The following is an 11,676-nucleotide window of genomic DNA, read 5'->3' on the forward strand; positions in this document are numbered from 1 at the left end:
TTTAGTATTTAACTGACGCTCTCTTCATTCTCTATGGCCACTATAATTGATAAAAACGGTAACATCGCATTTTTCGGACGTGTGAGTTGGGGGAATTTTGTCGACTGGCTCGTCACCCTTTGTTTGGGGGCGATCTTTATTTTGACGACGATTTCACTTGGTGGAGTGCGTCCAGATACGCATTTAGTTCTGTTGCCACTGTATGGAGTTTTGTTGTTTCTACACGGGTTGTGGCTGGCGGTGGACCGAGAGTCGCCTAAGCGCTTGAGTCAGCACCCCTTGTGGTTTGTTCCTGCTTTACTCTGGATGCTGGCGAGTGTGCTTTGGTTTTCGCCTGTGCCTTGGCGTGGTTGGTATGAGATCATCTATGCATTGGAGGCCTTTGTTATGCTGTGGGTGCTTTCGAACAATGTGCGTACGCGCGCGCATTTGTGGCTCTTAATTTTAATGAGTCTCATTCCTGGCACGATCGCGGTTTTTAATGGTTTTTATCAGTTCTTTCAGCGGCCAGACCGGATTATGGGCGCGATGACTGATTATGGCTTAGAGATTAACGAGGTTTTTCTGGGGCGGGCAACGGGCGTTTTTGCAGATCCTAATTCTTTGGCAGTCTTTTTGTTATCGTTACTGCCCTTGCTTTTGGTCGTGGCTGCTGTCCGGCGCTTGCCTAAGATTTTACGCCTATTGTCTCTGTATATTGCTTTGATGTTTATTGCAGGTCTTGCATTTACGCAGTTGCTGTGGGCGGTTGTTTTGACTATCGTTGTTTTAGCGGTCGTCCCATGGTTTTGTTTTCGTACGGTTAAGCGTCGCTTACTTTATTCCGCGATTGGGCTCTTTACGTCTTCGCTCATTTTTACATTGTTGCTGCTGTATCATCCTGTTTTTAAGCAAGAGCTCGAGCAGGCGGTCTCTGGGGAAGGTGTGCGCTTGGTACTTTGGCAGGAAGCCATGACTTTTGCGAGCGAGAGTCCGATCACGGGAGTGGGCGCGGGTGGATTTAGTGCGGCCTTTGAGCAAAGCCCCAGAGTGGCACTTGCGGAGGCTCCACTCACGCCACATAATGATTACCTCTTAGTCTTGAGTCAGCTTGGCTTCGTGGGCTTGTTTTTGTGGGGTCTGCCCTGCATCTATGTATTTTTTCGAGCGTTTGGTCGCTGGCGAAAGGAACCCTTTGCGGTCAAGTTGCGAGGTGCCGAGGGTACTGTAATGCCTCCACAGCGCTTCTTTTTGTCGATTGGTCTGTCGGTTTCGATGGCATTCGCACTTTGTATGGCGGCCAGCTTTGTATTCTATGTGCCGGCGTTGACGCTTTACGGCGTGCTTGCTTTTGCGATTCTATTGAAGACCACTTTCAATCGGCGTCTGATTTTGCCGGGGCATTGGGTCCATCGTATAGGATATTTATTGTTAGCTGCTTGTGCAGGTTGGGCGTTTTATGTTTTGGGCTCTCTTAAGTTGGAGGCTCAAGCATTGGAATTAAGAGCGCGTCAGCAGCTAGAGCACGTTGTGGACATGCGAGTGCATGTCTCTGGAAATAAAATTTTGCTCGATGAGGTGATTGAACTCTACGAAGACGCAGTGATTGCTGATGCGGAGAATGTGGATGCTTGGATCGGTTTGAGTGCGGCCGTGTGTCAGCTGTATTTTCGTAACCCTTCTGATTTCGAACGAATCGCGGAGCGCGCAGTCGAGTGTGCCCAGCGTGGCGTCGATTTAAGCCCCGATTATTGGAAAAGCTGGGCGCAACTGGGAGTGGCGCGCGCCTTTCATGGCGAGCAGGAACTTGCAGAATATGCATTAGTAAAGGCGCTTGAGTTGGCGCCGCATAATAGTAATGCTCATTACTATTATGCGGCTTATTTGAGCTCGGTGAGTCACCGGCGCGATGAGGCTTTGTCGATGGTTCGGCAGGCATTGGAAATCAATCCTAATAATGCGGCTGCACGTCGCTTACAGCAAAAACTACTCATTCTTTAACTGTGATACATTTTACTAAAGTTCTCGCAGCCGTGCTGTTTTTATTCGCTTCGCAGGTCCAAGCGGAGATGTGGGTGAGTGGCGCAGTCACGCTGCATGAGGTAACTGGCCAAGTTAGTTTGAAACAGCTCGGTGCCGAGACTGTTTTATTGGCTCCTGAGCAGGTGCCTGTTTCTTTGCCTGGCTTGGTCGACTGTGAGGCTATCTATGGCGCAGCAGCTTATTTGAGTACTTCGAATCGCACTCATATTTATTTCCAAGGGGAAGGTAGTTTTTCGGTCGAGCGATTTGAACAAATCATGCCTGACTTGCAATCTTGGGAGACGACAGAGTCTGAGACGGGCCAAAGTCGGATGATTCTTAATTTTCGAGGGGGTGAGATTGTGGTCGATAACCGCAATATGATTGAATCCTCTCAGTGCCTGATTGAAACCCCGCTCGGGCGTTTGACTGTGAAAAATGCTTTATGGCAAATGCGTATCGAATTCGATCCACGCAGCCAAATCTTTGATTTCACTATTAATTGTAGTGATGGTCGGGTTCGTTTTACTGACTTACAAGGGCAGCAATACACCCTGCGAACAGGGCAGCGCCTCGCTGGGGCGGGGGCGCGCAATACGCCATCGATTGAAATTGGTGAGAGTACGATTCGTTCGTATGAGTTGATTCAGCGCTTTAAATTGATGCAGGATCAGTATTCGGAGTCGGCGAACGCCTTGGAGCCGTTCTTAGGGCACTTTAAGGGGGTGGATCAAGGCATGCGGCAATCTGCTGTCGTGCCTAATTCAGCAGCTGTTAAAGAGGTGCGCAGGCCTATTATTATCATTGAATATGCAGACGAGCCCGAGCTCGTGACCCCTTTTCGCGGGGAGCTTAAGCCGCCGTCAGCCTATCAAGCTGATTTATTTTAAGCGGGACACGTGAAGAAATCGAAACAGTTATTAATTTCGCTCGGGCTGATTGCGCTTTCGGTGGTGCTTTGGCTGTTGCTGATGCTATCGGGGGTTTTAGATGGGCTGGAGCAGGAAACGCTGCGCTGGCGCTATTTGGCTCGTGGGGAGATCGAATCGAGTGCGCCTGTGGTTTATGTCGATTTGGATGCTGAGACGGTTTCTTATATGGGGGATCGTCCTTGGGATCGGCGTGAGTTTGGGGTGTTGCTGCATGCTCTGCTTGGAGTGGGTGGAGCGAAGACCGCCAGTGTGGATATCATACTGTCAAAGTATGGTGGTGGTGCGCTACTTGATTGGGAACGTGCGCGTAAGGGGGACAGTTTTTTGGGCAAGGTCGTTGCGGCCTACGAGGATCGTATCGTGCTCGCTGCAGCTTATACCGGAGTGGTGTCATCTATCACCCAAGAAGCGGCTCTGTTGCCTATGATCCGTGACGGCGACTACGATCCAGAGATGTCGCCTTTCCCTGAGGCGCCCACATATCCGATTGTTGATTTCAATGTGGGGCGTCTGGCCTTGGCCAATGTCGATGAAACCCTGAGTGGGGGCGTGGTGCCGTATTATGTGCCAAGCTTTGTTGGGTTAAATAGCGCGCGCTATAGCTTCCATTTAGTCGATGGAGCGATGCGTGACAAAATGGATTTCATGAATGAGCCGTATTCCGAAGTGGTGGGCGATGAAGTTGTACTGACTGATTTGGACGGCTTTTCCACATATTCGGTACCTTTGCAGAGTGAAATGACGATTTTTACGCTTGGTCTAGAAACTTTCTTGGCTGCACATGAATTAGATGAAGACGCAGTAGAAATTAGTCCTGACACGCTCACGATTCGACGTGCAGGTGAGGTCTTTAGACAGATCCCTTTGGTGCAGCAGCAGTCGATCGAAGTGAATTGGTTTGAAGGTTGGGAGATCTCGGGCGATGAGGATCATGTCAGTATGCAAGCAGTATTGCGCAACGCGCATGCCTTATCGGAAGCTGCCTCAGCGCAGGATACAGTCAAAGTCGCGGAGTTGGAGAAGTGGTTTGAGCGTTTTCGGGACAAGGTCATTTTTGTGGGTCCGGTGGATCCACAGTTAAAAGATATTTCGCCGACTCCGTTTAATCGTGAGCCAGTGCCTAAGGTCGGGCTACATGCAAATCTCTATCGTACTATCGCGGATGAAGCATATATCACACGCGCGGATTCCGGGCTTTGTATTGCGATCGTGTGTTTGCTACCCTTGTTGGTTTGCATGCTCGCCTTGAATCGTGGCAGCTTGCGCTTGCTGTCCTTGCTGTTGCTACTCGCATATGGCGGTTGTGTGTTTTTTGCCTTTGCGCAGTTTAATTGGATCTTGCCCATGATTGTGCCGATAGGCTCGTCTTTGACTGCGGTGGTTTCTGTGGTATTGCTCAAGCTCGGTTCAGAGGAGTGGCAACGGCGTCGCATCAAGGCACTCTTTGGCGCCTATGTTGCACCGAAGCTGGTAGATGAAATGGTGGAGTCGAATCAGGACCCGCAACTCGGTGGCACCGATACGGAAATTACTGCGCTGTTCTCTGATGTGGAAGGCTTCTCTGCACTTTCCGAGGAGCTCACTCCGCACCAACTGGTTTCTTTGATGAACGAATATTTAGGAGCCATGACGGAGGTCTTCCAGCTTCAGTCTGGCACCTTGGATAAATACATCGGTGATGCAATTGTGACTATGTTTGGCATGCCAGTGCCTGTGACGGATCATGCATCGCGCGCCTGCAACGCCGCGATTGAAATGCAGGCATGCCACGCTGCCCTGCGAGAGAAATGGGCAGACTCTGGCGAATGGCCGGAGAGTGTGCGGCATATGCGCACACGTATCGGTGTGAACACGGGGCGCGCCGTCATTGGCAATATGGGCAGTGAGATGCGCTTCAATTATACGATGATGGGGGATTCGGTGAACCTCGCTGCTCGCTGCGAAAGTGGGGCAAAGATCTACGGTGTGTATACTATGGTCACTGAAAACACCTTGCAGGCTGCACTGGCCGAAGGCGCCGAGCTCAATTATCGTAAGCTGGACCGTGTGGTCGTGAAGGGGCGTCGTCAACCAGTCGAGCTCTATGAACTCTGGGACTCCTCGGTGTCAGCAGGCCAGAGCTCTGCGTGCCGGGCTGCTTATGAGGCTGCCTTGGAGCTCTATTTTAAAGCTGATTGGGCCGCCGCCTTGCAAGGTTTTGAGGCGTCCGAGGCTGATGAGCCGTTTAAGGCTTTTGCGCCGACGACGCCTTCTGCGGTTCTCGCGGCGCGTTGTCGCCAGTTCCTAGAGACAGGAGCTCCCGCCGGTTGGAACGGTGCCTACGTGATGACCTCGAAGTAGCTCGTCGTTTTACGTCGCTAGTAGCTGCGCATTGCAGGGTCAACATCGCTCGCCCAAGCGTGAATGCCGCCGCTCAGGTTAATCGTATTCTCAAAGCCCTTTGCTGCCAAAAATTGTATGACGTTCATGCTACGCATGCCGTGGTGACATAATACGACTAGTGGCACATCCTTAGGTAGCGCCGTATGCCGCTCTGGGATTTCGCCCATCGGGATATGCAGTGCGCCCTCAATCCGGCAAATTGCCAGTTCGGAGTCTTCGCGCACGTCGAGAAAGACTGCTTCGGGATTGTTTTCGCGTAAAATTGCCGCTTCGCTCGCACTGATTTCCTTGTTCATTTGTGATCTTTCATGATGATGCTTGGATATATGTCAAAGACAGCTTCTATAATTGTGCCTGCTCGACTCGCTTCGACGCGTTTCCCCGCAAAACTTCTGCACCTGGTCCGTGGAAAGCCCATCATTTTGTGGACGGCCGAACGTATTCGTGCGGTCGCGCCAGAGTTTCCGCTCTACTTCGCGGTGGATGACGATGCCTTGGAGCGTTGCCTGAGTGAGGCGGGCTTCAATGCGGTGCGCACGCGAGCAGATCACCCCAGCGGGACCGACCGCTTGGCGGAGGCCAATGCCATCGTGGGCGCCCCTGCGGTGATCAACGTGCAAGGTGACGAGCCGCTTGTCACTGGCGAGCAGATTCGAGCGCTGGCTGCGGGGCTCGAGGGCGAGGCCGCCATGTCGACCTTGGCGGTGCCCTTTGAGCGAGCGCAGGATTTTGCCAATCCGAATCAAGTTAAAGTCGTGCGCGACCGCGCTGGCTATGCACTCTATTTCTCCCGTTCGCCCATCCCTTTTGCTCGCGATTGTGCCGCTCAAGTAGATGCCACATGGTTGGCGCAGAACCCTTGTTACCGTCATCTTGGCTTGTATGCTTATAAGGCAGATTTCCTGAGTGCATTTTCAGGTCTGGAGCCCGGCTTTTTGGAAAATATCGAAAAGCTCGAACAACTGCGTGCAATGGAACATGGCTATCGCATCCATGTGGGCATTACTGACCAAGCCACTATCGGTATTGATACACCGGAGGATGTGGGCGAGTTCGAAGCACGCCTGCCTGCCGAGTGACACACTTGCCTGCTTGACAAAGCCGCCGACTCACAGCCGTATTTAAGCTATGCAAACTGCTCCTTCAGAACTCGAAGTCGATCCACTTAACCTCCCCGATGCTCGCGGTCACTTCGGGCCCTACGGAGGCATGTATGTGCCCGAGACTTTAATGACCCCGCTCTTCGAGCTGACCGAGGCCTATGAGGCCGCGCGTAAAGACCCTGAGTTTCAACAGGAGCTGGATTTTCAGTTGCGTGAGTTCGCGGGGCGCCCGACCAATCTTTATTTTGCCGACCGCCTGACAGAACACTGCGGTGGGGCTAAGATTTACTTGAAGCGCGAAGATTTACTGCACACCGGCGCCCATAAAATCAATAACGCGCTGGGGCAGGCCCTATTGGCCAAGCGTATGGGCAAAAAGCGTATTATCGCCGAGACGGGGGCGGGGCAGCACGGTATCGCAACGGCCGCGATGTGTGCTAAGATGGGCTTCGAATGCGTCATTTATATGGGCGAGGAAGATATGCGCCGTCAATCGCTCAATGTCTACCGTATGCGCCTTTGCGGGGCGGAGGTGCGCGGCGTTTCCGCTGGGCAAAAGACGCTCAAGGAGGCCGTAAACGAAGCCATGCGTGATTGGGTCACGAATATTCGCACCACTCACTACATTATCGGTTCCGCGCTTGGCTCGCACCCATTCCCGATGATGGTGCGCGACTTCCATCGTGTGATCGGTGAGGAGTGCCGTCGCCAAATTATGGAAAAAGAAGGTCGTCTACCCGACGAAGTGGCTGCCTGTGTCGGCGGTGGCTCCAACGCGATCGGTATCTTTTTTGCCTTTCTTAAAGATCTCAATGTGCGCCTGACTGGTGTTGAAGCCGGTGGTCGCGAAATCAAGCGTGGGCATCACGCGGCCCGTTTCGAAGGTGGCCAGCTGGGCGTTTTGCAGGGCGCCAAGACCTGGATTTTGCAGAGCCCCGAGGGGCAAATCGATCTGACTCACTCCGTCTCTGCGGGCCTCGATTACGCCGCAGTCGGCCCCGAGCATGCTTATTATAAGGAAAAAGGACGCATCGATTTTGGTTACGCGACCGATCAGGAGGCCTTGCAAGCGTTTCAAGATTTATGTGCGATCGAGGGCATCGTACCCGCGCTCGAATCCTCTCACGGCATCGCTTACACGATGAAGCGCGCGCGTGAAATGTCGCCGGATCAAATCATTATCGGTAACCTCAGCGGCCGTGGTGATAAGGATGTGCAAGAGGCCGCCCGCGTGTTAGGCGAAGCCTAGCTCACGCTCCACGGAGGCGCGTCGTTGGTGTTTACACTCCGCTTAGCCTGATCCTGCTCAGCGTAGCGCGGCTTGCAGTGGACAGTGGCTGACATCGATGCGAGTGCCTCTGCGGTAGGATTCCAAGAGTCGCTTCGACTCTTGGGCCAGCATGCGACGCACTTCGCGCCGGGCTCCTTTGGCGCGCGGTATCTGCATGTGGTCGTAAGCGGTGGTCTGGTGGCGCATCCAAGCGATGGTGGCGGCTTCCGCACGCTGCTCAATCGGGATGCGTTTAGTGCGCGCGACGGTGCCACTGCCGACAGGTGTGGCGTGGGCCGCAATCAATACGCTCAAGCGCTTGGCCAGAAGTTCATAGCGTGGGTGGAAGTTGAGGTAATCGCGCAGAGCCTGAGTAAAGTCCTCATTATACACGACCTCCGCTTGGGCGCGACGGGCGCGGCCCGCCTCCAGTTTCTGAGTGTAAGCGGGGTCTGCTTTTTCCAGCTTGCGCGCGGCTTGCAGTGCTTCGATTCGGTGCGCGGGCGCCCAGATGCCGTGTGGAAATTCCTTGCGCCCCTTCTTTTCTTTGACCGTCCAAGAAGGGCCGTCCTGCTTGATGCGCCGGCTCAGTGCGGCATCACCGGGCGGTAATAATGCCCAGCCGGCAGGCACCGCGAGAAGTTCTCCCTGGCAGCTAAAGACGTGGCCCGGCTTGGGGCAGGGGCGGACGATTTGTGATTCAGGCATAGGGCTTGTTAGGCTTTGCGGCGGAGCAGAAATGCGCCCGCGCCGTCGTGACCAGTCTTCCACGGGAGACTGATCGCCGTGTCGACGAGTTCAAATTTCTGTCCGGATTTGCTCTTAAGGAATTGCTCGATGACTTCGCTGTTTTCGGCGGCCTCGATGCTGCAGGTGCTGTAAACAATGCGTCCGCGCGCTTTGACGAATCGAGCGGCGGAGTGGAGTAACTGCAGCTGAAGTTTTGCACATTGGGCGATGTCCTTCGGTCTCAGGCGCCATTTGACGTCGGTCCTGCGTTGGATTACGCCCGTGTTCGAGCAAGGCGCGTCCAGCATGACTGCGTCATATGCAATGGGCAGCGCCTGGGCCTGAAAGGTCGCCGCTTCCAATTCCAATAAGTCCGATTCGATGATCGCGCAGTTTAAGTCTGTCGAGCGTAGCGTGGATAAGTTGGCTTCGAGCCGAGCGATGCGATTGCCTGGCAGGTCGACGGCCACGATCTGCCCCTTGCCAGTCATAGCGTGCGCCATGTCGTAGGCCTTGCCGCCCGGAGCGGCGCAGAGGTCGAGCACTGACTCACCAGCCTGCGGCGCAAGTAGGGCCGGGGCGAGACGCGTGGACGGGTCTTTGATATAGGCGTTGCCCTTATTTAGCAGCGGGTGTAGGTCCTCCTGCCAAGACAGTTTCGGTGTGATGCGGTAAAACTGTGGCCAATCCGTGGCTTCCAGCCCTGCAGGCTTTTGGATCGAGTCGTCGTAGATCTTGAGATAGGTGGCTGGAATGCCCTGGTCCCATTCCAGCAGCTGTAAATAGCTTTGGGGAAACTCTCGTTTCCAATGCGAGACCAGCCACTCCGGATGACTATAAAAAGCCGCAGGTGCTGCTTCGGCGTCAATCCGAGCCAGCGCCTCCGGTAATTTACGTAGCACCGCGTTTAAGAAGCCTTGCTCAAAGCGATTCACCAGTTGCTTGCTGCGCTCCACCGCGTGGTGGATGATTTTTGGGTGCTTCTCCGCGTCGGCGGCCAGCAGTTCGTAGCCCGATACCAGCAAGATCGCTTCCACGCCAGGCTTTGCCTTTTTGCGTAATAGCCCCTTCAGTGCCGCCTTGCTGCGGTGCCCATGGCGAAGCGCCCCTAAAAAAAGTGATTGGCAGGCAGCGCGCCGATCTCCTATAAATTCTGTAGGTAGTTCGTCCAACAATTGGTCGGCCTTTCGGTCACCTGACAGATATGCTTCTGTCAAGTGTACAGCAGCATCCCAGCCTGTTGTGGACTTTCTGGATAAGCTAAACTTAATACTTCTCATTGGCGCGGAAACTGTCCATAGTGGATAGTTTACGACTAAGACAAGCAATCATTATGAATAAAGAGTCCATTGACGCTCTCATCAAAAAGAACCCTAAACTGGCTTCGCAACGTGCAAAGCTCGAAGTGATGGTGCCCGGTAACTACTGCCTACACCGTAGCTGGGGCTTCGGTAAAATTGTAGATTACAACGCTGCGGACGACCGTTTAATCATCGACTTTGAAGATGGTAAAAAAGGCCACGCGATGGCGCCAGCGTTCTGCGTAGACAAGCTCGAAATCTTGATGCCCAACGACTTGCTTGTGCGTTCACGCACCGAGGCCGACGTGATCGAGGAGATGATTAAGAAGCAGCCTGCTGATTTAATCTGCGAGATGATTTCCTCTAACGAGAATCACGCAATGATGTCGACTGAGATCGAGCGCCGCCTGGCACGTGTCATTGGACCGATCAAATACAAGAAGTGGTGGACTGCCGCTAAGAAGGTCTTGGTCAAAGACCCACGTATCGGTGTGCCACTCAAAAAGAGTGACCCTTACATTTATCGCGTAGATCCCGTGAAGCCAGAGGACGAGATTCTCGAGCAATTCCGTGGCACCAAAAACTCGAAGCAAAAGATCGAGCTAGGCGAAAAACTCTACGCTTTGTCCGAAAACATTTCTGTGGTGCGCGAAGAGATGCCTTCCATCTTGGAAGAGCTCACCGATGCGATCGCCAATGCCAAGAGCCTCAGCCAAGCGGACCGTCTACACGGTGTATGGGTGCGTAACAACTTGGCCCGCGACCTGCACGAAGACGTCGAAACTCTCGAGCCTTCTTCCGGCTCGATCCTCGATGCGACCAACGATTACTCCGAGCTCGCCGCGAATCTGCCTGCTCAATATTTCAAGCGCTACCTCGACCTCATCAGCCGCACCTACCCAGAGAAATGGCAAGCCATGGTCGAAGACCTGCTGCGCAACTCCAGCGGTAAGTTCACCAGTGAGTGTATCAACTTTATGCTCGAGAAAGAGATGCAAGAGCGCATCAGTTACTGCCTCGATCGCTGGCTCAAGGAGCAAACCATCAAGGGCCCACTTCTTTTCTGGGTGGTCAAGAACCGCGCATCTAAGAAATACGGTTCCATCATCGAGCCTCTCGTCAATCCTCGCTTGCTCGCTGCGATGTTCTATGCGATCGACCACGAGGCACTACAGAATGCAAGCACACGCCGCATCCCATTGGCTGATCTGCTCAGCGACGACGTCACATTGATTCCCGACCTGTTGGCAGAAGCCAATGTCGAGACCGCCAACGATCTCGCTCAAACACTCTTGCTCAATCAAGGCTTTGAGGATCTGACCAAGAAGTCGCTGCTCGCTCGCTTCATCAAGCAATTCCCAACCGTTCAAGCCTTGCTCGCTGGCCAAGCGGCTGAAACTTCCGAAGAGGAAGCACTCATCGTATCGCAAGAAAGCTTCAACGAAGCCAAGGCTGAATACGAAGAGCTCGTCTCCACCAAGATCCCAGAGAACAAGGTCGCCATCCAAGTCGCTCGCGACCACGGTGACTTGAAGGAAAACTCCGAATATAAGATGGCTCGCCAGGATCAAGACATCCTACTCTCTCGTAAGAGTGAGCTTGAAATCGATCTCTCCCGCGCCCGCGTGACTGACTTCAGCGAAGCCACCACCGACAACGTCGGCATTGGTTGTATCGTTCACCTGAAGGAAGGCTCCACTGGTAAAGAGCAGCGCTATTCCATCCTCGGTGCCTGGGATAGTGATCCAGAAAACGATGTGCTCTCTTACAAGACACCCCTCGCTCAAGCCCTGCTCGGTAAAGAGCCAGGCGCGACTGTCAGCACCAAGATTGGCGGCAACGAAGAGCAGTGGACGATCCTCAGCATCTCGCTCTGGCTCGACGAGAAGTAGGTCGAGTCTCCAATTTAGAATCAAGGCGCTCCCATCGTGGGGGCGCCTTTTTTTTTGTGCGTCTGG

The 11,676-nt window shown here is 53.6% G+C and carries 9 protein-coding genes; 6 read left to right on the top strand and 3 right to left on the bottom strand.

The window, feature by feature from the left end; genetic code table 11:
• Nucleotides 1-33: 33 nt before the first annotated feature.
• Genes QEH52_RS03485 through QEH52_RS03495 form a run of 3 tightly spaced genes read left to right on the top strand, consistent with a single transcriptional unit; the run spans nucleotide 34 to nucleotide 5,273 of the window.
• Nucleotides 34-1,980: an O-antigen ligase family protein gene (locus tag QEH52_RS03485; RefSeq protein WP_308948652.1), complete on the top strand. Its 1,947-nt coding sequence runs from the start codon at nucleotides 34-36 to the stop codon at nucleotides 1,978-1,980.
• A gap of 2 nt (nucleotides 1,981-1,982) precedes the next feature.
• Entirely contained in the window at nucleotides 1,983-2,891 is a 909-nt protein-coding gene (locus QEH52_RS03490; RefSeq protein WP_308948653.1) for a hypothetical protein, read from the top strand.
• Between the two features lie 9 nt (nucleotides 2,892-2,900).
• Nucleotides 2,901-5,273 carry a CHASE2 domain-containing protein gene (locus tag QEH52_RS03495; protein ID WP_308948654.1) on the top strand — a complete coding sequence of 791 codons (2,373 nt, stop codon included), beginning with the start codon at nucleotides 2,901-2,903 and terminating at the stop codon, nucleotides 5,271-5,273.
• Between the two features lie 17 nt (nucleotides 5,274-5,290).
• Here the strand turns inward: QEH52_RS03495 and QEH52_RS03500 are convergent, their stop codons facing one another.
• Nucleotides 5,291-5,611, bottom strand: coding sequence for a rhodanese-like domain-containing protein (locus tag QEH52_RS03500; RefSeq protein ID WP_308948655.1), 321 nt, complete (start codon nucleotides 5,609-5,611; stop codon nucleotides 5,291-5,293).
• A 54-nt stretch (nucleotides 5,612-5,665) separates the two neighbouring features.
• Between QEH52_RS03500 and kdsB the strand changes: the two genes are divergently transcribed.
• Nucleotides 5,666-6,394, top strand: a complete 729-nt coding sequence (kdsB, locus tag QEH52_RS03505; RefSeq protein ID WP_308948656.1) for a 3-deoxy-manno-octulosonate cytidylyltransferase — start codon at nucleotides 5,666-5,668, stop codon at nucleotides 6,392-6,394.
• A gap of 49 nt (nucleotides 6,395-6,443) precedes the next feature.
• Complete coding sequence (trpB, locus tag QEH52_RS03510; RefSeq protein ID WP_308948657.1) at nucleotides 6,444-7,667, top strand: tryptophan synthase subunit beta; 1,224 nt, start codon at nucleotides 6,444-6,446, stop codon at nucleotides 7,665-7,667.
• A 57-nt stretch (nucleotides 7,668-7,724) separates the two neighbouring features.
• On the opposite strand, the gene QEH52_RS03515 is transcribed toward trpB, so the two are convergent.
• Both QEH52_RS03515 and QEH52_RS03520 read right to left on the bottom strand, forming a co-directional pair.
• Nucleotides 7,725-8,396, bottom strand: a complete 672-nt coding sequence (locus QEH52_RS03515) for a DUF2293 domain-containing protein (protein ID WP_308948658.1) — start codon at nucleotides 8,394-8,396, stop codon at nucleotides 7,725-7,727.
• 8 nt (nucleotides 8,397-8,404) lie between these two features.
• Nucleotides 8,405-9,634 carry an RsmB/NOP family class I SAM-dependent RNA methyltransferase gene (locus QEH52_RS03520; protein WP_308948659.1) on the bottom strand — a complete coding sequence of 410 codons (1,230 nt, stop codon included), beginning with the start codon at nucleotides 9,632-9,634 and terminating at the stop codon, nucleotides 8,405-8,407.
• Nucleotides 9,635-9,750: 116 nt separating this feature from the next.
• Between QEH52_RS03520 and greA the strand changes: the two genes are divergently transcribed.
• Nucleotides 9,751-11,610 carry a transcription elongation factor GreA gene (gene greA, locus QEH52_RS03525; RefSeq protein ID WP_308948660.1) on the top strand — a complete coding sequence of 620 codons (1,860 nt, stop codon included), beginning with the start codon at nucleotides 9,751-9,753 and terminating at the stop codon, nucleotides 11,608-11,610.
• Nucleotides 11,611-11,676: the final 66 nt, after the last annotated feature.

Origin of the sequence: Thalassobacterium maritimum, assembly GCF_031127805.1 — a bacterium.
Lineage (GTDB): Bacteria > Verrucomicrobiota > Verrucomicrobiia > Opitutales > Coraliomargaritaceae > Thalassobacterium > Thalassobacterium maritimum.

Coding starts and splice junctions, on each gene's coding strand:
- QEH52_RS03485 (WP_308948652.1), top strand. CDS start 34: ATGGCCACTATAATTGATAAAAACGGTAACATCGCATTTTTCGGACGT.
- QEH52_RS03500 (WP_308948655.1), bottom strand. CDS start 5,611: ATGAACAAGGAAATCAGTGCGAGCGAAGCGGCAATTTTACGCGAAAAC.
- trpB (WP_308948657.1), top strand. CDS start 6,444: ATGCAAACTGCTCCTTCAGAACTCGAAGTCGATCCACTTAACCTCCCC.
- QEH52_RS03515 (WP_308948658.1), bottom strand. CDS start 8,396: ATGCCTGAATCACAAATCGTCCGCCCCTGCCCCAAGCCGGGCCACGTC.
- greA (WP_308948660.1), top strand. CDS start 9,751: ATGAATAAAGAGTCCATTGACGCTCTCATCAAAAAGAACCCTAAACTG.